The sequence below is a fragment of the Leisingera sp. NJS201 genome (assembly GCF_004535885.1).
GTDB lineage: Bacteria > Pseudomonadota > Alphaproteobacteria > Rhodobacterales > Rhodobacteraceae > Leisingera.
The window spans coordinates 1036370-1057534 of the sequence record NZ_CP038234.1 but is presented as its reverse complement, the minus strand read 5'-3'; the positions used below and the strand labels follow the sequence as shown (position 1 = coordinate 1057534).

General features: G+C 65.4%; 19 protein-coding genes, 1 tRNA gene and 2 pseudogenes. 18 read left to right on the top strand and 4 right to left on the bottom strand.

Annotation, left to right across the window (positions count from 1 at the left end; all coding sequences use genetic code 11):
- The first annotated feature begins 135 nt into the window (after positions 1 to 135).
- From cobN to cobJ, 5 genes and pseudogenes are all read left to right on the top strand, one after another.
- Positions 136 to 3378, top strand: a pseudogene (gene cobN, locus ETW23_RS05095) (cobaltochelatase subunit CobN).
- Entirely contained in the window at positions 3375 to 4538 is a 1164-nt protein-coding gene (gene cobG, locus ETW23_RS05090; protein WP_134829326.1) for a precorrin-3B synthase, read from the top strand. Before cobN ends, cobG begins: the two are co-directional and overlap by 4 nt.
- 1 nt (position 4539) lies before the next feature.
- Positions 4540 to 5169, top strand: coding sequence for a precorrin-8X methylmutase (locus tag ETW23_RS05085; RefSeq protein WP_129371640.1), 630 nt, complete (start codon positions 4540 to 4542; stop codon positions 5167 to 5169).
- Positions 5170 to 5172: 3 nt separating this feature from the next.
- Positions 5173 to 5901 carry a precorrin-2 C(20)-methyltransferase gene (locus tag ETW23_RS05080; protein ID WP_134829325.1) on the top strand — a complete coding sequence of 243 codons (729 nt, stop codon included), beginning with the start codon at positions 5173 to 5175 and terminating at the stop codon, positions 5899 to 5901.
- Positions 5898 to 6689: a precorrin-3B C(17)-methyltransferase gene (gene cobJ, locus ETW23_RS05075; RefSeq protein WP_134829324.1), complete on the top strand. Its 792-nt coding sequence runs from the start codon at positions 5898 to 5900 to the stop codon at positions 6687 to 6689. Before ETW23_RS05080 ends, cobJ begins: the two co-directional genes overlap by 4 nt.
- Here cobJ and ETW23_RS05070 read toward each other — a convergent pair.
- Positions 6658 to 7398, bottom strand: a complete 741-nt coding sequence (locus ETW23_RS05070) for a cobalt-precorrin-6A reductase (RefSeq protein WP_134829323.1) — start codon at positions 7396 to 7398, stop codon at positions 6658 to 6660. The genes cobJ and ETW23_RS05070 overlap by 32 nt on opposite strands.
- Between ETW23_RS05070 and cbiE the strand changes: the two genes are divergently transcribed.
- The 6 genes and pseudogenes from cbiE (at position 7397) to cobF (ending at position 12591) form a co-directional block, all read left to right on the top strand.
- Positions 7397 to 8593 (top strand): precorrin-6y C5,15-methyltransferase (decarboxylating) subunit CbiE, encoded by a 1197-nt coding sequence (gene cbiE, locus ETW23_RS05065; RefSeq protein WP_134829322.1) that lies wholly within the window; start codon positions 7397 to 7399, stop codon positions 8591 to 8593. The genes ETW23_RS05070 and cbiE overlap by 2 nt on opposite strands.
- A pseudogene (locus tag ETW23_RS05060) lies at positions 8590 to 8966 on the top strand (cobalamin biosynthesis protein). The gene cbiE and the pseudogene ETW23_RS05060 overlap by 4 nt, the downstream one beginning before the upstream one ends.
- Positions 8963 to 9757 carry a precorrin-4 C(11)-methyltransferase gene (cobM, locus tag ETW23_RS05055; RefSeq protein ID WP_134829321.1) on the top strand — a complete coding sequence of 265 codons (795 nt, stop codon included), beginning with the start codon at positions 8963 to 8965 and terminating at the stop codon, positions 9755 to 9757. Before ETW23_RS05060 ends, cobM begins: the two are co-directional and overlap by 4 nt.
- A gap of 16 nt (positions 9758 to 9773) precedes the next feature.
- Positions 9774 to 11093 carry a cobyrinate a,c-diamide synthase gene (locus ETW23_RS05050; protein ID WP_129372935.1) on the top strand — a complete coding sequence of 440 codons (1320 nt, stop codon included), beginning with the start codon at positions 9774 to 9776 and terminating at the stop codon, positions 11091 to 11093.
- On the top strand, positions 11090 to 11812 hold the full coding sequence (gene cobA / locus ETW23_RS05045) for a uroporphyrinogen-III C-methyltransferase (RefSeq protein WP_129371646.1): 723 nt from the start codon (positions 11090 to 11092) through the stop codon (positions 11810 to 11812). The genes ETW23_RS05050 and cobA overlap by 4 nt, the downstream gene beginning before the upstream one ends.
- A gap of 26 nt (positions 11813 to 11838) precedes the next feature.
- Positions 11839 to 12591, top strand: coding sequence for a precorrin-6A synthase (deacetylating) (gene cobF / locus ETW23_RS05040; protein WP_134831264.1), 753 nt, complete (start codon positions 11839 to 11841; stop codon positions 12589 to 12591).
- A gap of 56 nt (positions 12592 to 12647) precedes the next feature.
- On the opposite strand, the gene ETW23_RS05035 is transcribed toward cobF, so the two are convergent.
- Positions 12648 to 12737 (bottom strand) — tRNA-Ser (locus tag ETW23_RS05035).
- A gap of 412 nt (positions 12738 to 13149) precedes the next feature.
- On the opposite strand from ETW23_RS05035, the gene ETW23_RS05030 reads away from it, so the two are divergent.
- The 7 genes from ETW23_RS05030 (at position 13150) to ETW23_RS05000 (ending at position 19599) form a co-directional block, all read left to right on the top strand.
- Positions 13150 to 13908 (top strand): SPOR domain-containing protein, encoded by a 759-nt coding sequence (locus ETW23_RS05030; RefSeq protein ID WP_368075876.1) that lies wholly within the window; start codon positions 13150 to 13152, stop codon positions 13906 to 13908.
- Positions 13892 to 15106 (top strand): D-alanyl-D-alanine carboxypeptidase family protein, encoded by a 1215-nt coding sequence (locus ETW23_RS05025; RefSeq protein ID WP_134831263.1) that lies wholly within the window; start codon positions 13892 to 13894, stop codon positions 15104 to 15106. The genes ETW23_RS05030 and ETW23_RS05025 overlap by 17 nt, the downstream gene beginning before the upstream one ends.
- Positions 15103 to 15750: a dTMP kinase gene (gene tmk, locus ETW23_RS05020; RefSeq protein ID WP_134829320.1), complete on the top strand. Its 648-nt coding sequence runs from the start codon at positions 15103 to 15105 to the stop codon at positions 15748 to 15750. Before ETW23_RS05025 ends, tmk begins: the two co-directional genes overlap by 4 nt.
- Complete coding sequence (locus ETW23_RS05015; protein ID WP_134829319.1) at positions 15747 to 16865, top strand: DNA polymerase III subunit delta'; 1119 nt, start codon at positions 15747 to 15749, stop codon at positions 16863 to 16865. Before tmk ends, ETW23_RS05015 begins: the two co-directional genes overlap by 4 nt.
- Before the next feature lie 41 nt (positions 16866 to 16906).
- Positions 16907 to 17716 carry a TatD family hydrolase gene (locus ETW23_RS05010; protein ID WP_134829318.1) on the top strand — a complete coding sequence of 270 codons (810 nt, stop codon included), beginning with the start codon at positions 16907 to 16909 and terminating at the stop codon, positions 17714 to 17716.
- Positions 17716 to 18513 (top strand): MBL fold metallo-hydrolase, encoded by a 798-nt coding sequence (locus ETW23_RS05005; RefSeq protein WP_134829317.1) that lies wholly within the window; start codon positions 17716 to 17718, stop codon positions 18511 to 18513. Before ETW23_RS05010 ends, ETW23_RS05005 begins: the two co-directional genes overlap by 1 nt.
- A gap of 153 nt (positions 18514 to 18666) precedes the next feature.
- Positions 18667 to 19599: an AEC family transporter gene (locus tag ETW23_RS05000; RefSeq protein ID WP_134829316.1), complete on the top strand. Its 933-nt coding sequence runs from the start codon at positions 18667 to 18669 to the stop codon at positions 19597 to 19599.
- Positions 19600 to 19686: 87 nt separating this feature from the next.
- On the opposite strand, the gene ETW23_RS04995 is transcribed toward ETW23_RS05000, so the two are convergent.
- Together ETW23_RS04995 and ETW23_RS04990 are read right to left on the bottom strand one after the other, a co-directional pair.
- Positions 19687 to 20421: an aspartate/glutamate racemase family protein gene (locus ETW23_RS04995; RefSeq protein WP_134829315.1), complete on the bottom strand. Its 735-nt coding sequence runs from the start codon at positions 20419 to 20421 to the stop codon at positions 19687 to 19689.
- An 8-nt stretch (positions 20422 to 20429) separates the two neighbouring features.
- On the bottom strand, positions 20430 to 21122 hold the full coding sequence (locus tag ETW23_RS04990) for a GntR family transcriptional regulator (protein WP_129371657.1): 693 nt from the start codon (positions 21120 to 21122) through the stop codon (positions 20430 to 20432).
- Positions 21123 to 21165: the final 43 nt, after the last annotated feature.

Here is a 21165-nt window from a genome sequence, read left to right as displayed (position 1 = left end):
CCCCAAGGCGAAACTTTAAAGGTTTCGCCCGGCGGCAACGCCGGGCAGCGCCCGACCTCCCCCACGGGAGGGCGCTTCGCTTCTTCCCGAGGCCGGGCACTGCCCTCTGCTCTTCTTTCCGAAAGGGCCTGACCCATGCATGTTGTCTTCCGCGAAAGCCACGGCCTTGACGAGACCGATACCCCGCAGGACCTCGGGCAGACGCCCGGCGATCTTGTGGTGCTGTCCTTCTCCGACAGCGATCTGGGCGCTTTTGCGGCGGGATGGCACCGCGCGGACGGCGCGCTGCCCTCCTTGCGCGTCGCCAATCTGGTCGCGCTCAAACACCCGCTCTCGGTTGACGTCTATGCAGAACAGACGCTGGAGGGCGCCAAGGGCATCCTGGTCCGCCTGATCGGCGGCGAAAGCTATTGGTCCTACGGGCTTGCCACCCTGCAGGACCTCGCCCGCCGCAAGGGCATTGCCCTGGCGATCCTGCCTGCTGACGGGCGCGAGGATGCCCGGCTGGATGAGCTGTCCACCCTGCCGGTCTCCACCCTGCGCCGCCTTCAGGCGCTGTGCGACGCTGGCGGCGCCGTTGCTGCACAGGCCGCTCTGGCCCAGCTGTCCCTCGCTGCAGGGCTTTATGCCGGCCCGGTTCTGGGCCTCAAATCCATGCCGCAGCATGGCTTTTACGACCCAGCCAAAGGCGTGCTGGCCAACCTTCCGGCACCTGACAAACCGCTGGTTCTGGTCAGCTTCTACCGTTCCTACCTCACCGCCGCCGACACCGCCCCGGTGGATGCGCTGATCGCAGATCTGCGCGCCCGCGGCTATGCTGCCTATGGTCTCTTTGCCGCCAGCCTCAAGGCCCCCGCCGCCGCAGACTGGCTGCGCGAGAGGCTCCCCGAACTGAACCCTGCCGCGATCGTCAACGCCACTGCGTTTTCCGCCCAAGGCACCGACGGCAGCGCCTCGCCGCTTTCAACCACCGGCTGCCCGGTGTTCCAGGTCGCCCTCTCCACCGCCCGCAAGAAAGACTGGGCCGAGGCCGACCGGGGTCTGTCGCCTGCTGACCTCGCCATGCATGTCGTCCTGCCCGAAGTCGACGGCCGCATTTTCGCAGGCGTTATCAGCTTCAAATCCCCAGGCCGGAAAGACCCGGACCTGCAGTATTCCCGCTTTGCCCACCGCGCCGATGCGGACCGCGTAACAGCCGCTGTTGACCGCGTCGACGGCTGGCTGCGGCTGGCAAAACTGCCGAATGCAGAGAAACGCCTCGCTCTGATCCTCTCCACCTACCCGGCAGAGACCACAACCTCGCCCATGCCGTCGGCCTCGACGCGCTGGCCTCCTGCGACGAGATCCTGCGCGCGCTCTGGGATCAAGGCTATACGGTCGAGCCGCAGGAGAACACCGGCCTGCGGCTGATGAAAGAGACCCTCAGCGTTCCGCTGGAGGACTACCATCAAGCCCTCGCCACCCTGCCGCAAGAGCTGCAGGACACCCTGAGCGAGGCCTGGGGCAGCCCGGAAAAAGACGCAGATTTCCGCGATGGCGCTTTTCATTTCAAGGCCCTGCGCGCAGGCAAGGCCCTGATCGCGCTGCAACCCGAACGCGGCGAAGTAAAGACCCGCGTCGATGATTACCACGACCTCGACCGCACCCCGCGCCACGCCTATGTGGCGTTTTACCTGTGGCTGCGCACCCAGACTGACGCCCTCATCCACATCGGCGCCCACGGCACACTGGAATGGCTTCCAGGCAAGGCGGTTGCCCTCTCCGGCGCGTGCTGGCCCGAAGTCCTGACCGGCCCGCTGCCCGTCGCCTACCCCTTCATCGTCAACGACCCGGGCGAGGCAGCACAGGCCAAGCGCCGCATCGGCGCCGTCACCATCGGCCACCTGCCCCGCCACTGGCACAAACCACCCTGCCTGAGGGCATGGCGCGTCTTGAAAGCCTGCTCGACGAATACTCCACCGCCGACGGCCTTGATCCGGCCCGCCGCGACCGGCTGATCGGCGACATCCGCGCCGAGGCGCAAGGCACCGGCGTCGAGGCTGACCTTGGCCTCACTCCCGGCACCTCCCCCGCCGAGGCGATCACCCGCATCGACGCCTTTGTTTGCGACATCAAGGAAAGCCAGTACGGCGAGGGCCTGCATATCTTCGGCACCGGCCAATGCGGGGCTGAGGAACGCGCAGGGCTGATCACCGCCCTTGATGGCCGGATCGTAACGCCCGGCCCCTCCGGCTCGCCGTTCCGCGGCCGCGCCGATGTGATCCCGACGGGGCGCAACCTCTTTACCACCGATCCGCGGGCGGTGCCGTCGCGGGCGGCGCATGCACAAGGGGTCAAGCTGGCGGAAGAGCTGCTGCGCCGCCACCTTCAGGACCACGGCGACTGGCCCAAGGGGCTGGTGATCGACCTCTGGGGCTCCGCCACTATGCGCACCGCAGGCGAGGAATTCGCCATGGCCCTGCACCTCGCAGGGCTCACCCCGAAATGGGATGAAAACTCCGAGCGCGTCTCCGGCTTCGAGGTGCTGCCGCTCTCAATGCTGAACCGCCCCCGCATTGATGTGACCCTGCGGGTCTCCGGCTTGTTCCGCGACGTGTTCCCCGGGCTGGCGCAAATGTTCGAAAGTGCCGCCGCCGCCCTCGCCCAGCGCGAGGAAGCGCAAACGGACAACCCCTATCTCACCGAAATCCCGCGCGTTTTCGGCCCAAGCCGGGCCAGTACGGCCTTTCGATGAACCCGCATCTGGACGACTACACCGACGAGGCCCGCGCTGCCGCAGGCGAGGCCTGGCTCAACGCCTCCTCCCACGCCATCGACGCCAAGGGCGCCATAAGCGACGCCCGCGAGGCACTGGAGACCCGCCTGCAAGGCGCCGACAGCTTTGTGCATTTGCAGGACCTACCGGAAACCGACCTGCTGGTCGCGTCTGACTATGCCGCGCATGAGGCGGGCTTTGCTGCCGCAATGGCCCGCATCGGCCAGAAGGCGCCCGCTCTCTACCACATGGACGCGACCCGCCCGGACAAGCCGCAGGCGCGCAGCTTGGGCGAGGAAATCGCCCGCGTCACCCGCGCCCGCGCCGCCAACCCGGACTGGGCCACTTCGATGATGAACCACGGTTTCCGCGGCGCGGCAGAGGTTGCGGCAACTCTCGACCACATGGCCGCATTTGCCCATTTGGCGCAGGTGGTGCAGCCGCATCTGTTTGACCTCTATTTCGAGGCAACGCTGGGCCGCGATGATCTGGTCGACTTTATGGAGCGCGAAAACCCCGAAGCCCTCGCCGCCATGCGCGACCGCTTCCGCGCCCTGTTCGACGCAGGCCTCTGGAGCACCCGGCGCAACTCGATCATGGCAGAGCTGGAGGGCGCGGCATGAGCGGCGCGCCCGAACCCAAGGTCTACGGCTGGTGCCCCGGCGCGCTGCGGCCGATGATGTCCGGCGACGGGCTGGTGGTGCGGGTGCGCGCACCGCTTGGTAAACTGTCCGTAACCCAGGCGCGCGGTGTGGCAAGACTTTCGCAAGAGTTCGGCAACGGCCTGCTGGACATTTCCGCCCGCGCCAACCTGCAGATGCGCGGCATCCGCGAAGACGCCCACGCAGAGCTGATCGAAGCCTTGCGCGATCTTGGCCTGATCGACCCGGACGCTAGCGCCGAAGCCCGCCGCAATGTCCTCCTCGCCCCTTTTTGGGCAACGGGCGACGACACCCACGCCATCGCCACTGATCTCAGCGCCGCACTGACCGCCGCCGCAGACCTCACCCTGCCCGGCAAGTTCGGCTTTGCTGTCGACTGCGGCGCGGCGCCGGTCCTGCGGGACACCGCCGCCGACATCCGCGTTGAGCGCACAGGCGGGGCCCTCATCCTGCGCGCCGACGGTTGCGGCACCGGCCTGCCCGTCACACGTGAATCCGCCGTTGCCGAAGCCCTCGCCCTTGCCCGCTGGTTCCTGAAACAAGGCGGCGCGCCCGAAGGCCGTGGCAGGATGCACCGTCTCATCGCGCGCCGCGGGCCGCCGGCGGCGCATGCCGCACCGGTGGCAGGGGCCGGATTCACCGCAAAACCGGGCGCTGTCCCCGCGGGGACACTCGCCGCTTTGGAATTCGGCCAGATGCCCGCCGCCACATTGGCAGACCTTGCGGATCACGGCGAAATCCGCCTGACCCCCTGGCGCGCGCTGCTGGTGGAAGGAGCCGCCAGCCTGCCGCCCCTGCCCGGCCTGATCCTGGATGCAACGGATCCGCGCCTGCAAGTCATCGCCTGCACCGGCGCACCCGGCTGCCTGCAGGCGCTGTCTTCCACCCGCGATCTCGCACGGGACTTAGCGCCGCATGTCCCCGCGGGGACCCGCCTGCATATATCCGGCTGCGCCAAGGGCTGTGCCAGTCCCGGTCCGGCGCAGCTCACCCTGACCGCAACCGGTCACGACGACTTCTCCCTGATCCGCCATGGCACCGCCGCGGATCAGCCGCTAAAGACCCACCTGAGCGCCGATGCCTTGCGCGCCGCTCCCGAACTTCTGACAGAGGGCAGCTGACATGCGCCACACCTATGAAACCAACGGCGCGGCGATCTACGCCGAAAGCTTTGCCACCATCCGCCGCGAGGCCGATCTGGCCCGCTTCAACAAGGACGAGGAAAGCGTCGTCGTGCGCATGATCCACGCCGCTGGCATGGTGGGTCTGGAGGAACACGTGCGCTTTTCCGACGGCATGGCCGAGACCGCCCGCGCAGCACTTGCCAAAGGCGCGCCGATCCTGTGCGACGCCTATATGGTCAGCGAAGGCATCACCCGCCCGCGCCTGCCCGCGGACAACGAGGTGATCTGCACCCTGCGCGACCCCAAGGTGCCTGAGATGGCCAAGGAGATGTCCAACACCCGCTCGGCGGCGGCGCTGGAACTGTGGCGCCCTAAACTGGAAGGCGCCGTGGTCGCCATCGGCAACGCCCCTACCGCGCTGTTCCATCTGCTGAATATGCTGCAAGACCCCGCCTGCCCCCGCCCTGCCGCGATCATCGGCTGCCCGGTGGGTTTTGTCGGCGCTATGGAATCCAAGGATGCGCTGATGCAGGACCTGCCGGTGCCGTCAATGATCGTCAAAGGCCGCCTTGGCGGCTCCGCAATCACCGTCGCCGCCGTCAACGCGCTGGCGAGCTGGAAAGAGTAACCCATGACCGTTTCCAAGGGTAAAGTCATCTGCGCCGGGCTTGGCCCCGGGGATCCCGACCTGATGAGCGTCCGCTCGCACCGGGTGATCTCCGGCGCGCGCCACATCGCCTATTTCCGCAAAGCCGGCCGTCAGGGCCAGGCCCGCGCCATTGTCGAGGGGATGCTGGCAGACGGGGTCACCGAACACGCGATGGAATACCCGGTGACGACCGAGATCCATTTCTCGGACCCCGAGTACAACCGGGTTCTGTCGGAGTTTTATGATCAGTGGGCAGACACTCTGGCCGAGATTGCCAAAGGCGAGGACGTGGTGGTGCTCTGTGAGGGCGATCCGTTCCTTTATGGCTCTTATATGCATCTCTACACCCGCCTGCAGGGCCGCGCCGCGCAGGAGATTATCCCCGGCATCACCGGCATGTCCGGCTGCTGGACCGCCTCCGGCCAGCCGATTACCTGGGGGGACGATGTGCTGACCGTGGCAATGGCGACCCTCAGCGAGGATGAGCTGGCCAAACGCGCAGCGGAAACCGACGCGCTGGTCGTCATGAAAATCGGCCGCAACCTGCCCAAGCTGCGCCGCGCGCTGGAGCGTGCGGGCCGCGCAGATGACGCCTGGCTGGTTGAACGCGGCACCATGCCGGGGCAGACTGTGCAGAAGCTGTCGGAGATCGACGGTGAGGTGCCTTACTTCTCCATCGTATTGGTTCACGGACAGGGGCGCCGGCCATGAAACTATCGCAAAACGGTTGGGTGGTGATTGCCGGCCTCGGCCCCGGAAACGACGCGCTGGTGACGCAGGAAGTCCGCGATGCCATTGACGAAGCTACTGATATCGTTGGCTATATTCCCTATGTAAAACGCATCGAGCCGCGTGAGGGGCTGACCCTGCACGCCAGTGACAACCGGGTCGAGGTCGACCGCGCCACCCATGCGCTGGAGATGGCCGCCGAAGGCAAGCGCGTTGTCGTGGTTTCCTCCGGCGATCCGGGGGTCTTCGCGATGGCCTCTGCCGTGTTCGAGGCGCTGGAAAACAGTGCGGAAGCCCACCCCGAGTGGCTGGATCTGGAAATCAAGGTGCTGCCCGGAATCACCGCCATGCTGGCTGCCGCGGCCGCCATTGGCGCGCCCTTGGGGCATGATTTTGCCGCCATCAACCTCAGCGACAACCTGAAACCCTGGAGCCTGATTGAGAAGCGTCTGCAGCTGGTCGGTGAGGCTGGTCTGGCGATGGCGTTTTACAACCCGCGCTCGAAGTCGCGGCCGCATCAGTTTGCCCGCGCTTTGGAAATCCTGCGCGAAGCCTGCGGCGCGGAGACGCTGATCACCTTTGCCCGTGATGTGACCAAGCCGGGGCAAGAGCTACTGACGGTGCCGCTGAAGGATGCAACACCCGAGATGGCCGACATGCGCACCGTGGTGATTGTCGGGAACCGCGACACGCGGCGGGTCGGCAATTATGTCTACACCCCCGCTACGCAGCTGAGGGTTAAGCGGGGGAATGGGACAGCCAGGCCATAACCTCTGCCACGCTGCCCTTTATGGGCCGCACGGGCACCTGTGGTCTGCCGATCATGATGACCGGCAGGCCGAGGTCGCGCGCGGCAGTGAGCTTGGCCGCCGCGCCCGCGCCGCCAGCGTTTTTCGCCACAACATGAGTGATACCATGGCGCTGCATCAGGGCGGTGTCGCCCGCCGCATCAAACGGCCCACGGGCGATTTCGACAGTGGCATGCGTCAGCGGCAGAGGGGCCTCCGGCGCATCCACCAGCCGCAGCAGATAGTGGTGCTGGGGCTTGGCTGCGAACTGGGTCAGGTTCTGCTTGCCGATCGCCAGAAACACCCGCGCCGCTGCCATGGGCAGAGCATTTACGGCCTCGTCGATGCTGTTGGCATGGATCCAGTTGTCGCCTTCGCCAGCCTGCCAGGCCGGGCGTTCAAAAGCACACAGGCGCGTGCCTGCCGCCGTGCACGCGTGAACCGCATTGGTGCTCATCTGTGCAGCAAACGGATGGGTGGCATCCACCACTTGGGTGATGCTTTCGGCCTTCAGATAGGCAGACAGCCCTTCCACGCCGCCGAAACCGCCGACGCGGGTGGGCAGCGGCTGGCTGACCGGCTTGGCGGTGCGCCCCGCATAAGAAAACACCGCATCCGCGCCGCCCTCGGCGAGGATCTTGGCCAGGGCCGAGGCCTCGGTGGTGCCGCCCAGAAGAAGGATGCGTGTCATGTCTGATGGCCCTTTGAGACAGTGGCTAACGATCATCGGTCTGGGCGAAAATGGACTGGAAGGCCTGAATGATGCAAGCCGTAAGGCGCTGGCCGGGGCCGAAGTTATCGTTGGCGGCCCAAGGCACCTGGAGCTGGTGGAGGCTGGCGCCAAAGGGCAGCCCTGGCCGGTGCCGTTTTCCACTGAACCCGTCCTGGCCGCACGCGGACGGCGTGTCGCTGTGCTGGCTTCGGGTGATCCATTCTGGCATGGCGCTGGTGGCTCGCTGATGCGGGATCTGGAGGCGGGTGAATGGGTGTCGCACCCGGCGCCATCGTGTTTTGCGCTGGCGGCAAACCGGCTGGGCTGGAAGCTGGAAGAGGTCCTGTGCCTGGGGTTGCATGCAGCACCTTACACGCGGCTGCTGCCACTGCTGGGCCGGGGTGTGCGGGTGATCTGCACCCTGCGGGATGGGGCGGCGCCTGCGGAATTGGCGGCCTGGCTGGTTGCGAATGGCCAGCCGGATGCGCAGCTGTGTGTGATGGAACGACTGGGCGGCCCCAGGGAACGCTTGCACCGCACCACAGCTGAACGCTGGGATTTGGCGCCGGGGGGGGCTCCGGTCCTTATGGCCATCGAGGCCATGCGGCCCGGGCTGCCGCAGGCTTCGGGTCTGGCGGAGGCACATTTCGCCAGCGACGGGCAGATCACCAAGCGGCCGGTGCGGGCGCTGACCCTGTCGGCGCTGGCACCGCGCAGCGGTGAATTGCTGTGGGATATTGGCGGCGGCTCCGGTTCAATCTCTGTCGAGTGGTGTCTGGCGGCGCCGGGGGCGCAGGCCGTCACGTTCGAGCCGCGCGAGAGTCGGCTGGCAAACATCCACGCCAATGCGGCGGCGTTCGGGCTGGACCACCGGATGCAGGCTGTGCTGGGCAAAGCGCCGGATGTACTGAAGAACCAGCCGCTGCCCGATTGTGTATTTATCGGTGGTGGCGGCTCGCAGGCGCTGCTGGACCACTTGTGGGACATCCTGCCCGAAGGCACCCGGCTGGTGGCCAATGGTGTCACGTTGGAAACGGAAACCCTGCTGATGCAGGCCCATGGGCTGCGCGGCGGTCATCTGCTGAAGGCCGAGATCGCCGAGGCCGGGCCGCTGGGATCCATGCGCGACTGGCGACGGGCGCGGCCCGTTATTCAGTGGAGCGTCACGCGATGAAAGTGGCGGGGATCGGCTTTCGCGCCGCCGCCACAGCGGCGGATTTGCAGGCCGCGCTGGCGCTGACCGGTGAGCGGGTGGATGCGCTGGCTTCGGTTGCGGAGAAAGCCGGTGCGCCCGTCATGCAAGCGTTTGCCCAAACCATCGGCCTGCCGGTGATCACATTGCAGGAGCAGGATATTGCCGGGGAGCAGACGCTGACCTGCTCGCCCCGGATCAAGGCGCGGTTCGGCACCGGGTCGCTGGCGGAAGCCGCGGCGCTGGCCGGCGCGCGCCATGGGGCAGCGGGCGCAAAATCACGCCTGCTCGCCCCAGAGTTGTCACCGCGGATGGGCTTGCCACCGCGGCCATAGCAGAGAGACTTGAGCCATGACCGTTCACTTTATTGGCGCCGGACCGGGCGCTGCCGATCTTCTGACCCTGCGCGGGCGCGATATCCTCGCTTCCTGCCCGGTGTGCCTGTACGCGGGTTCGCTGGTGCCGGAGGAAATCCTGAGTCACTGCCCGGCGGACGCCAAGGTGGTGAACACCGCGGCGATGGATCTGGACGCCATTGTGGGTGAAATCAAAGCGGCGCATGCGGCAGGCCAGGATGTGGCACGGCTGCATTCCGGCGATCTGTCGGTGTGGTCCGCAATGGGTGAGCAGATCCGGCGGCTGAAGGCCGTGGGCATTCCAGTCAGCGTCACCCCCGGTGTTCCGTCCTTTGCCGCGGCGGCTGCGGCGCTGGGGACCGAGCTGACACTGCCCGGCCTTGGCCAGTCGGTGGTCCTGACACGGACACCGGGGCGGGCGTCCTCGATGCCTGCGGGCGAGTCGCTGGAGAATTTCGCGCGGACCGGCACCACGCTGGCGATCCACCTGTCGATCGGCAATCTGGACCATGTGGTGGACAGCCTGACGCCCCACTACGGCGCGGACTGCCCGGTGGCCGTGGTCTACCGCGCCAGCTGGCCGGATCAGCAGATCATCCGGGCGACACTGGAAACCCTGAAGGCCTCGCTGGACGAGAAGATTTCGCGCACTGCGCTGATCCTGGTGGGACCGGTGCTGAAGGGCGAAGGTTTTGACGAGAGCTGTCTGTACGCCACCGAATACGATCGCCGCTACCGGCCGCAAAGCGCCGAAAGCCCGTGGTCGAGCTGGACCCATGGCGACGATTGAGGGGACGATTGAGACCATGACAGATATGAACCCTCCCGGATTGATGATCTCGGCGCCCTCTTCGGGCACCGGCAAGACCACCGTGATGCTGGGCCTGCTGCGTGCCCTGGCCGAAGACGGCCTTGCGGTGCAGCCCTACAAGAGCGGGCCGGACTATATTGACCCGGCTTTCCATCTGGCAGCGGCCAAGCGGCCCAGCTTCAACCTCGACACCTGGGCGATGGACGCACGCCTGCTGGATGCGGTCACCAGTCAGGCGGCGGGTGCTGAAATCTGCATCGGTGAAGGCTCGATGGGGCTTTATGACGGTGTTGCCACGCGCGGGCAGTCGGGTTTCGGCTCCTCTGCCGAGACCGCCAAGCGCATGGGCTGGCCAGTGGTGCTGGTGGTGGATGTGGGCGGACAGGCGCAATCGGCAGCGGCCACCGCTTTGGGTTTTAAGAATTATGACACCGAAGTGCCCTTTGCCGGGGTCATTCTGAACCGGGTGGCCAGCCCGCGGCATGAGCGGCTGACCCGTCTGGGGATGGAAAAGGCCGGCATCAAGGTGCTGGGATCCCTGCCCCGGCGCGGCGATCTGGCGCTGCCGGAGCGGCATTTGGGGCTGATCCAGGCGGTGGAGCATCCCGATCTGGAAGCGGCGATTGCAGGCTATGCGGCGTTTCTGCGCGAGAATGTCGATCTGGAGGCAATCAAGGCTGCAGCCCTGGCCGGTCAGGCGCCTGCACCGGCCAGCCTGCCCCAGCCGCCCGCACAGCGGATTGCGCTGGCACGGGATGCGGCGTTTTCCTTTACTTACCCGCATCTGCTGACCGGCTGGCGCGCGGCGGGGGCAGAAATCCTGCCGTTCTCGCCGCTCGCGGATGAGGCGCCCGCTGCGGACGCCGATCTGGTCTGGCTGCCCGGCGGCTATCCGGAACTGCACGGCGGCACACTGGCGGCGGCAGAGACTTTTCGCGCAGGGCTTCGCAAACACGCGCAGAGCAAGCCGGTGCATGGCGAATGCGGCGGCTACATGGCCTTGGGCGAGGCGCTGATCGACAAGGAAGGCAACCGCCACCGGATGCTGGGCCTTCTGGGTCTTGTGACCTCTTACGAAAAGCGCAAGTTCCACCTCGGCTACCGCCGGGCGATCCTGCAGGCGGGCATGCCGGGCTTTGACGCAGGTACTGCGCTGCGCGGCCATGAATTCCACTATTCCACCATTCTGGAAGAACCCGACGCGCCCTTGGCCAACGTCATGGATGCTGACGGCGGGCCAGTGCCCGAGACCGGCTCGATCAAAGGCAATGTCACCGGCACCTTCTTTCACCTGATCACCGGAGAGCAGGCATGAGCGGCTTTGTCAGCTTTGTCTCTTCCGGCCCCGGCGATCCGGAGCTGCTGACCGTGAAGGCGGTCAAACGGCTGGAGGCGGCGGATGCGGTGCTGTTTGACGATCTGTCGTCGGGGCCGATCCTGAGCCATGCCCGCGAAGACGCCGATCTGGTGGGTGTGGGCAAACGCGCCGGCCGCCCCTCGCCCAAACAGGACCATGTGAGCCGGCTTTTGGTGGATTATGCCTCTTCCGGTCTCAATGTGGTGCGGCTGAAGTCGGGCGACGCGGGCGTTTTCGGCCGGCTTGAGGAGGAAATGACAGCGCTGCGCGAAGCAGGCATAGCGTTTGAGATCGTGCCCGGAGTGACCGCAGCCTCGGCGGCGGCGGCGGCGGCAAACATCCCGCTCACCCGGCGCAAGACGGCACGGCGGCTGCAATTCATCACCGGCCATGACGTGACCGGCGGCTTGCCGGATGACCTGAACATGGCAGCCCTTGCAGATGGCGAAGCCACCACGGTTGTGTATATGGGCAAGCGCACCTTTGCCGACCTGTCGGAAAAGCTGATGGAAGCCGGCCTGCCGGACGCCACACCGGCGCTGGTGGCGCTTGGCGTCTCGACGCCGGAACAGTCGCTGCACCGCCACACTGTGGGCGAGCTGCCCGGCCTGCTGCGGGAGATGAAAACCTCTGCGCCGGTGCTGATCCTTTACGGCCCGCTGGCAGAGCCGGAATGAGACCGGACCTTGAGAAAGACACAGCCATGATAGAGCTTAGCCTGATCGGCATCGGCACCGGCAACCCGCAGCACATGACGCTGCAGGCGATCGACGCGCTGAATGCGCAGGACCTGATCCTGATCCCCAACAAAGGTGCCGGCAAGGACGATCTGGCCGGCCTGCGGCGCGCAATCTGCAACCGGGCATTCAAGGGCGATGGCCCGAAGATTGTCGAATTCGCCCTGCCGGTCCGCGACGAGGCCACCCAAAGCTACCGCCAGCGGGTGGATGACTGGCACGACGCCATTGCCGGGATCTGGTGGCAGACCATCACCGCCAATCTGCCTGCGGGCGGCAAGGCCGGGTTTCTGGTCTGGGGCGATCCGTCGCTGTATGACAGCACCATGCGGATCGCCGAGCGGCTGAAGACCCAGGCGGACATCAAACTGACCGTGATCCCCGGCATCACCTCGGTCCAGGCGCTGACCGCGGCGCACGCGATTCCCGTGAATGAGATCGGCGCCCCCTTCACCATCACCACCGGGCGGCAATTGCGCGAGGCCGGCTGGCCGGACAGCGCGAATACGCTGGTGGTCATGCTGGACGGGGAATGTTCGTTCCAGTCCATTGATGCGCAGGGGGTGGAAATCTTCTGGACCGCCTACGCGGGCATGGAAAACCAGATTTCCGTTGCCGGCCCGCTGGCGGAGGTTGCGGAGCAGATCATTGAAACCCGCGCCAAGGCACGGGCCGAGCATGGCTGGATCATGGACATCTACCTGCTGCGCAAGACCTAGGAGACGAATGCCTTCCTGAGAAGGAGACAGGGTATGGAGGCGGCTGCAGGATTGAGTGGCGGGGAGACAGGGATTCGAACCCTGGGAACGCTCTCACGTTCAACGGTTTTCAAGACCGCCGCATTCGACCACTCTGCCACCTCCCCGGTCCGTTCAGCGGTTTAGGACGCAAAACCGGATGAGGCAAGGGGAAATCCACAGCGCAAGGGAAATCTCAGCCCTGCCCCGGCCGCGCGGATTCATGCCGTCCTTGCGGGTTTCCCTTGTACCGCGGCCCGTCAGGGTTTTCATGGCCGTATGCGCAGGCTATCATGCCGCCAAATCAAGAAGACCGGGCATTCCGGCGGGGGCGCAAAAGCGCCGCGGGCACAGGCAAGGATGAGAGCATGAAAGACACCATGTCGACAGCAAAGACGGCCCGCGGATTGCCGCGGCGGTCTTGGGCCTGCTGTTGATGGCAGGCTGTGAAGACGGTCCGAAACTGGCCTTTTTGCAGCCCAAAGCCAAAGCCGGGGGGAGGTTCAGGCCTCCAGCAGCACCAAGCTGGTCGAGCGCGACGTGGAAGCCCCTGATGTGTTCCAAGTGACCGAAGCGGGGCTGTGGGACGGGCGCCCGTCGATCGGCGGGGTCTGGGTCGCGCATCCCGACACCAAGGACCCGGAGCGGGTGATCATCCGCAACAATGCCAATGGCCAGTTTGTGATCGGCGCCCTGTTCCGGCGCGAACGGGAAATACCGGGTCCGCGGCTGCAAGTGTCCTCCGACGCGGCCGCCGCGCTGGGAATGCTGGCTGGCGCCCCGGCTGAGCTGAACGTCACCGCCCTGCGGCGCGAAGAAGTCAGCAACGAGCCCCCGGCTGAAGATCAGACAGCTGAGCTGCCTGCGGCAGAGGCCGAGGCGGAGGCGGATCCTGCCGCGGTGCTGGCCGCAGCCGCCGGACAGGAAATCTCTGAAACACCGCTGGAACCGATTGCCGGCGCCGCCGCCGCGATTGAAGCCTCTGCCCCGGCCGTTCCGGCGCAAACAGCGCCCGCACAGGCAAAGCCTGCTGCCGCGCCGGCAGCCAGCGCGCAAAAATCCACCCTGGACAAACCCTACATCCAGATCGGCATCTTCAGCGTTGAAGCCAATGCCAAACGGACGGCCAACATGATGCGCAGCGCCGGCATGGTGCCAGTGGTGCGCGAGCAAGCCTCCAGCGGCAAAGCGTTCTGGCGGGTTCTGGTTGGCCCGGCGCAGAACAAGACTGAACGCAGCCAGCTGTTGAAAAGCGTAAAGGAAACCGGATTTGCGGATGCCTATGCTGTCACCAATTGATCCCGGCGCCAAGCGCCAGGGGCGCACTCTGATCTCTTCGCTGCAGCTGGCTTTGGCCGCGGGACTGGCGGTCAGCCTGCCGGCGCTGCCGGCCGCCGCCTTTGATACCAAAGCGCGCGCCGCCTATGTTCTGGACGCAGGCACCGACACGGTGCTTCTGTCCAAGAACGCCGATGTGCCGCTGCCGCCTGCCTCGATGTCCAAGCTGATGACGCTGTATGTGGCGTTTGAGGCCCTGCGCGACGGGCGGCTGACGCTGGACGAGACGCTGCCGGTCAGCGAGCACGCGATGAGCTACAAAGGCTCCACCATGTTCCTGGACACCCAGGACCGGGTGCGGGTTGAGGACCTGTTGCGCGGCATCATCGTGCTGTCCGGCAATGACGCCTGTGTGGTGATCGCCGAGGCGTTGAGCCCGGACGGAACCGAGGCCGGCTTTGCCCGCTATATGACCAAGCGCGGCCAGGATCTGGGCATGACCGCCTCGACCTTTGCCAACTCCAACGGCTGGCCTGCTGCCGGGCACCGGATGTCGGTGCATGATCTGGCAATTCTGGCCGAGCGGATGATAGAGGACTTCCCGGAATATTACCCGCTGTTTGCCGAAACCAAGTTCGAATTCGATGGCCGTGCGCCGTCCAACATCCGCAACCGCAATCCGCTGCTGAAGCTGGGCATCGGCGCGGACGGGCTGAAGACAGGCCATACCGAAGAAGCAGGCTATGGCCTGGTCGGCTCTGCCCAGCAGGGCGACCGGCGGGTGATCTTTGTGGTCTCCGGGCTGGACAGCGAGCGCGGGCGCGCAGAGGAGGCCGAGGCCCTGGTTAACTGGTCGTTTCGCCAATTTACCAAAAAAACCGTTGCCCAGGAGGGCGTCGCCATCGCCGAAGCCGAAATTTGGCGCGGGGCCGAGCAATCGGTAGGGCTGGTGCCGGCCAAGGATCTGGAGATCCTGCTGCCGTCGCTGTCGGCCAAGACCATTCAAGGCGAAGTTGTCTATAACGGCCCGATCGAGGCGCCGGTCGCGAAGGGCCAGCGCCTGGCAGAATTGGTTTTGCAGCCCGAGGAGCTGCCGGAGGTCCGGCTGCCGCTGGTGGCCGAAGCTGACGTACCCGCCGGCGGTTTTGTAGTCCGTGTGAAAACCGCGGCACAGGTGCTGATCAAGCAGTTTCTGACCGGTCCCGAGGGGGCGCTGTGACGGCTGGCGCAGGGCGCGGCCTGTTCATCACCTTTGAAGGCATCGACGGGTCCGGGAAATCAACGCAGTGCCGCTTGCTGGCGGAAACCTTGCGCGACGCAGGCCGCGACGTTGTGCTGACACGCGAGCCGGGCGGCTCTCCCGGCGCCGAGGAAATCCGCCGCCTGGTGCTGGAAGGTGATCCCGACCGCTGGTCGGCTGAAACTGAACTGCTGTTGTTCATGGCAGCGCGGCGCGACCATCTGGAGCGCACCATTGAGCCTGCTCTGACGGCGGGCAAGGTGGTGATCTGCGACCGTTTTGCAGACAGCACGCGAATGTATCAGGGGTTGTCCCGCGGTGATTTGCGTGCGGCAGTGGACCAGATGCACAAGCTGATGATCACACGCGAGCCGGACCTGACCCTGCTTATCGACATGGACCCGTCCACAGGCCTTGCCCGTGCCAGGGGGCGGCAGGGCAAGGAAGAACGCTTTGAGGATTTCGGCATCGGGCTGCAGGAGAAGATGCGCGCGGGCTTCCTGGCGCTGGCGCAGGAGTTTGCGGACCGCTTCCGGGTTGTCAATGGCGCCCGCCCGGTGGAGGCCGTTGCCGCAGATGTGCGCCGGCTGGCGGATGCGGCCTTGGAAGGATCCCGGGTATGAGCACCGATGACAACCTGCCGCGCGCAGATCAGGCCGAAGGCGCCCCGCATCCGCGCGAAACCCAGCAGCTGATCGGCCAGGACGCGGCGGAACAGGATTTTCTGACCGCCTACACCTCCGGCCGGCTGCACCACGGCTGGCTGCTGACCGGCCCGCAAGGTGTCGGCAAGGCCACGCTGGCCTGGCGGATAGCCCGTTTTCTGCTGGCCACCCCCCCGGCGGAGGAAGGCCTGTTCGGCGCCCCGCCCCCGCCGCAGACATTGGACATAGATCCCGAACACCCGGTCTCGCACCGTATTCAGGCGCTGGCGGAACCGGGTCTGGCGCCGATCACCCGCTCTTATGACGACAAGGGCAAGCTGCGCAGCCAGATTGTGGTGGACGATATCCGCAAGCTGAACCGCTTCTTCGGCCTGTCGGCGACGGACGGCGGGCGCCGGGTGGTCATTGTGGACGCCGCCGACGATATGAACATCAGCGCTGCCAACGCGCTGCTGAAGATGCTGGAGGAGCCGCCGGCCCGCACCACGATTTTGCTGATCTCGCACCAGCCTTCGCGGCTGCTGCCCACCATCCGTTCGCGCTGCCGCACCTTGCGGCTGGGGCCTTTGTCAGCTCCGGATATGGAGGCTGCGCTGGCGCAATCCGGCGTGGAACTGCCTCAGAACATGGAAAATCTCGCCGCTTTGGCCGGCGGTTCCGTGGGTGCTGCGCTGCGGCTGATCAATCTTGGCGGACTCAGGATCTATGCCGAGCTGGTGCAGATCCTTGCTTCCATGCCGCAGCTGGACCGCCAGCGCGCCATGGCACTGGCCGAAGCGGCCGCTCAGCGCGGGGCATCCGCGCGTTTTGAACTGCTGCTCACGCTGACTGAGATGGCGCTGGCCCGGCTCGCGCGTACAGGCGCCACCGGTGCGCCGCCAGCGCCGGAAGCAGCACCGCAGGAGGCAGCGATGCTGTCGCGGCTGTCGCCTGACACGCGCAAGGCGCGCGCCTGGGCTGACCTCGCAGCAGAAGTGACCGCCCGCGCCCGCCACGGGCAGGCGGTGAACCTTGACCCTGCCGCGCTTGTCCTAGATACGGTTTTCAAGATGCAGGAAACCGCGTCGCGCTGAGGCCGGAATGGCCCCGCGGCACTTACGGCGGCAGAGGATAGATGACCGAAGCGACCCCCCAGATAACGGACAGCCATTGCCACCTGGACTTCCCCGATTTCGAGGGCCGGCTGGATGAGGTGATTGCCAGCGCAGCAGAGGCCGGCGTGACCAGGATGGTGACGATTTGCACCAAAATGAAGAATGAACCCGCGGTGCGCGCCATTGCCGATGCGCATGCGCCGGTGTTCTATGCTGCGGGCACCCACCCGATGAGCGCGGCGGATGAGCCGATGGTCCCGGTTGACGAACTGGTGGCGCTGGCCAAACACCCCAAATTTGTCGGCATCGGTGAAACGGGCCTAGATTACCACTACACCGCCGACAGCAAGGACGTGCAGCAGGAGTCTTTGCGCATTCATATCGCGGCCGCCCGCGAAACCGGCCTGCCGCTGATCATCCACGCCCGCGCGGCGGATGACGACATGGCCCGCATTCTGGGCGAGGAGATGAAGAACGGCGCATATTCTTGCGTGATGCACTGCTTCTCCTCCTCGGCCGGGCTGGCCAAGGCAGCACTGGATCTGGGGTTCTACCTGTCGATGTCCGGCATTGCTGCCTTCCCCAAAAGCCAGGAGCTGCGCGATATCTTTGCCGCCGCTCCGGTGGAGCGCATTCTGGTTGAGACCGACGCCCCCTATCTGGCACCGCCGCCCTATCGCGGCAAACGCAATGAACCGGCCTATTCCGCCTTTACCGCTAAGGCGGGCGCGGAGGTTTTCGGCATGGACTACGCCGATTTTGCCGCGCAGACGCAGGCAAATTTCGACCGGCTGTTCTGGAAGGCTGCCCAGTATGAGGCCGCCGCCTGATGGCTGAGATGCGGTTCACCATCCTCGGCTCGGGGTCCTCGGGCGGGGTGCCGAGGATCGGCGGCCATTGGGGCGACTGCGACCCCGAGAACCCGAAGAACCGGCGCCAGCGGTGTTCAATGCTGGTGGAGCGTGTTGATGAGGGCGGCACCACATCCGTGCTGATCGACACAACACCGGACATGCGCAGCCAATTGCTGGATGCAGACGTCAACCGCCTGGATGCGGTGGTTTACACACACTCCCACGCCGACCATCTGCATGGCATCGACGATCTGCGCATGGTCTATTTCAATATGCGCCAGCGCATCCCTGTCTATGCCGATGGTGCCACTCAGAACGACCTTCTGAACCGCTTCGGCTATGCCTTTGCGCAGCCGGATGGCTCTCCCTATCCGCCGATCCTGGACCTGAAGACCATTGGCGGGCCGTTCACAATAGACGGCCCCGGCGGCGAAATCACCTTCCGCCCGTTCGAGGTCAGCCATGGCTCGATCGACGCGCTGGGGTTCCGGATCGGCGGGTTGGCCTATTTGCCGGATGTGTCCAGAATTCCCGACACCGCCCTGCCAGAGCTGGAGGCGCTGGATACTTGGATCCTGGACGGGCTGCGGCGCACGCCGCATCCTACGCATTTCAGTTATTCCGAAGCGCTGGAGTGGTTCGCGAAGATGTCCCCCAAACGCGGCATCATAACCAACATGCATATCGACATGGATTACGCCACGGTCGAAGCCGAGACTCCGGACCACATCACGCCGGCCTATGACGGCATGGTGATCCGGGTTGAGCTATAGCGCAATGCCCAGGTCTGCCGCCGTGCGCCCAGGCCCTTTGGGCAGACCGCAGACTTCATCTTTGCAAAAATACTCCCGCCGGAGGCATCTGCGGCCAGAAGCCGGGCAAGGCCCCCTGAACGGCAGCATCCCTTGCCTACAAGGGACAGGCTGATGTTTCAAAGCCTGATCGACGTCATCCTGCCGGTATTTCTGGTCGTCGGCGCGGGTTACGCCGCCACCGCGCGGGGCGTGCTGACCCAGACACATATCGAAGGCGTGATGAAATTCGCGCAAGGCTTTGCCATCCCCTGCCTGCTGTTCAAGGCGATGGCGGAGCTGGATCTGTCATCCAGCTTTGACCCGCGGTTGCTGGCGAGCTTTTATACCGGCGCCTTCACCTGCTTCCTGATTGGCGTGTTCGGCGCGCGGATCCTGTTCAAGCGGGAGTGGGAGGACTGCATTGCCATCGGGTTCTGCTGCCTGTTCTCCAACTCGGTGCTGTTGGGTCTGCCGATCACTGAACGCGCCTTTGGGCCGGAGAACCTGACCGGCAACTATGCGATCATCGCTTTCCATTCGCCGTTCTGCTACGGCGTCGGGATCACCGTGATGGAGATCGTGCGCAATCGCGGCGCGGGAGGGATCAAGACCGTCTCGGCTGTGCTGAACGCAATGTTCCGCAATGTGCTGATCCTGGGCATCGCGCTGGGGTTTGCGGTGAACCTTTCAGGGCTGGCCATTCCGATGGTTGTCAGTGAAGCCCTGTCGCTGATCATCCGGGCCGCCCTGCCCTGCGCGCTGTTTGCCCTTGGCGGCGTGCTGGTAAAATACCGCCCCGAGGGCGATCTGCGGGCAATCCTGTTTGTCTGCTTCATCTCTTTGATGATCCATCCGGCGATCGTCTGGATGCTGGGCTCGGCCTTGGCCTTGCCGCAGGATCTGTTCCGTTCGGGTGTTTTGAATGCGGCAATGGCGACCGGGTTCAACGGTTACATCTTTGCCAATATGTACGGGCGGGCCAAGCGGGTTGCGGCGTCTTCGGTACTGATTGCCACCGGGGCTAGCATCCTGACCGTATGGTTCTGGCTTCTGGTGCTGAGCTGACAGCCGCAGCGCAGCAGCGTTGCGCCCGGCATCAGCCGGGCAGCGCCCGCCGTCACAGTGTCGGCGGGCGCTCGCGCCGGTGACAGGTCACCAGCGCGGGTCGTCCAATTCCAGCGGGAAGCCTTTGGGCAGCAGGCCGGCCTGGAACCAGTTCACAAAGGAGTGGATAGAGAATACCGGCAACCCGGTGGCTTTGCGCACGTCGCGGGCATAGGGCACCATATTGGTGCATTCCAGCACGATGGCGCCAAGATCCGGAATGTCCGCCACCATCGCGCGGGCGGCGTCGATCATATCCAGCCGGCAGGCTGCAAAGTCGATTTCCGGCGCATCGCCCAGGATATCGCGGGTAAAACAGCGCAGACCGTCAGTGCCGGCAATCGGCGTGTCCAGCGGCACGCCTGCGGCCTCAAGATGCGCAGGCGTCAGAGTGGCCTTGGAAATCGTCAGGATGCCGCAACGCTTGCCTGCGGGCAGCAGGGTCTGCACCATCGGAACCTGCATCAGCGAAGATGTTGCCACCGGCACCCCCAGCGCCTGTTTCACCTCGTCCTGGATCAGCGCCAGAAAACCGCAGTTGGTGGTAATGCCGTCGGCGCCCATGGCGACCAGATCGCGGCCCGCATCCACAAACAGATCAACCAGTTCCTTGGGGTTGCCACGCACTACGTTTTCGGGATTGGCGCCACGCACCACCTTGTAATGCACCGGAAAGTCCCAGGTCATTGCGTTGCCCATATCGCCGTGGATGCGGGGAAAACGGGTTTCCAGCATCAGGATGCCGACTGCTGCGCCAAAAACCGTCTTACCACCGTGTTCCATGGGATCCCCTATTCATCCGGCACGTAAAGCTGAGAGAATGCGATGCGAACGGCTTCCGTCGCCTCTTCGCGGCGTTTTTCGATGTGGCTGCGCATGGCCGCTGTGGCAGCATCAGTATTGCGGGCGGCGATGCCTTCGACGATCTGGCGGTGAGCCGAGATATCGCCCGGCGCCTTGCCCCCTGCCCGGTCGCGCATGCGTTTGAGGTCAATCAGGCGGATATAGCGGATCCGGCCATTGAGATTGTTGAGGATCCGCTGCAGCTCGCTGTTGCCCGAAAGCTGCGCCAGGCGGGCGTGAAAGCTTTCATCCATCGCCAGGAGCGCCTCCGGATCCGTCGCGCTTTGATACTCCGGCTCCATCCGGTTGAGGTAATCCGCCAGCGCCGCGATGTCGTCATCCGATGCGCGGGTGCAGGCGAGCCGGGTCGCCTCGCATTCCACTGCCACCCTGGCCTCATAGAGGTCCATGATGTAGCTGGGCGTCAGCGGGCGGCAGAAAAAGCCGCGGTTGTTCTGGAAGGTCAGGAACCCTTCGGCCACCAGCCGGTTCAGCGCCTCGCGCAGCGGCGTGCGGCTGGCACCCAGCACCTCGGACAAGGCGCTTTCGTTGATCCGCTGGTCCGGCTTAAAGGCAAAATCCGCTGCCATCCGGCGCAGCGCCTCATAGACCCTGTCCACATTGCTTTCGCGTTTGGCCATGTTCCCGCCATTCGTTCATTCCGCAGTGCAGACTAGGTGAGTC

What these genes read in the sequence shown, in the direction of transcription:
- cobG (WP_134829326.1), top strand. Translation starts at nt 3,375, where the DNA reads ATGAGCGGCGCGCCCGAACCCAAGGTCTACGGCTGGTGCCCCGGCGCG.
- ETW23_RS05085 (WP_129371640.1), top strand. Translation starts at nt 4,540, where the DNA reads ATGCGCCACACCTATGAAACCAACGGCGCGGCGATCTACGCCGAAAGC.
- cobA (WP_129371646.1), top strand. Translation starts at nt 11,090, where the DNA reads ATGAGCGGCTTTGTCAGCTTTGTCTCTTCCGGCCCCGGCGATCCGGAG.
- ETW23_RS05005 (WP_134829317.1), top strand. Translation starts at nt 17,716, where the DNA reads ATGGCTGAGATGCGGTTCACCATCCTCGGCTCGGGGTCCTCGGGCGGG.
- ETW23_RS05015 (WP_134829319.1), top strand. Translation starts at nt 15,747, where the DNA reads ATGAGCACCGATGACAACCTGCCGCGCGCAGATCAGGCCGAAGGCGCC.
- ETW23_RS05000 (WP_134829316.1), top strand. Translation starts at nt 18,667, where the DNA reads ATGTTTCAAAGCCTGATCGACGTCATCCTGCCGGTATTTCTGGTCGTC.
- cobM (WP_134829321.1), top strand. Translation starts at nt 8,963, where the DNA reads ATGACCGTTCACTTTATTGGCGCCGGACCGGGCGCTGCCGATCTTCTG.
- cbiE (WP_134829322.1), top strand. Translation starts at nt 7,397, where the DNA reads ATGTCTGATGGCCCTTTGAGACAGTGGCTAACGATCATCGGTCTGGGC.
- ETW23_RS04995 (WP_134829315.1), bottom strand. Translation starts at nt 20,421, where the DNA reads ATGGAACACGGTGGTAAGACGGTTTTTGGCGCAGCAGTCGGCATCCTG.
- ETW23_RS05050 (WP_129372935.1), top strand. Translation starts at nt 9,774, where the DNA reads ATGACAGATATGAACCCTCCCGGATTGATGATCTCGGCGCCCTCTTCG.
- ETW23_RS05010 (WP_134829318.1), top strand. Translation starts at nt 16,907, where the DNA reads ATGACCGAAGCGACCCCCCAGATAACGGACAGCCATTGCCACCTGGAC.
- cobF (WP_134831264.1), top strand. Translation starts at nt 11,839, where the DNA reads ATGATAGAGCTTAGCCTGATCGGCATCGGCACCGGCAACCCGCAGCAC.
- ETW23_RS05025 (WP_134831263.1), top strand. Translation starts at nt 13,892, where the DNA reads ATGCTGTCACCAATTGATCCCGGCGCCAAGCGCCAGGGGCGCACTCTG.
- ETW23_RS04990 (WP_129371657.1), bottom strand. Translation starts at nt 21,122, where the DNA reads ATGGCCAAACGCGAAAGCAATGTGGACAGGGTCTATGAGGCGCTGCGC.
- ETW23_RS05080 (WP_134829325.1), top strand. Translation starts at nt 5,173, where the DNA reads ATGACCGTTTCCAAGGGTAAAGTCATCTGCGCCGGGCTTGGCCCCGGG.
- ETW23_RS05070 (WP_134829323.1), bottom strand. Translation starts at nt 7,398, where the DNA reads ATGACACGCATCCTTCTTCTGGGCGGCACCACCGAGGCCTCGGCCCTG.
- cobJ (WP_134829324.1), top strand. Translation starts at nt 5,898, where the DNA reads ATGAAACTATCGCAAAACGGTTGGGTGGTGATTGCCGGCCTCGGCCCC.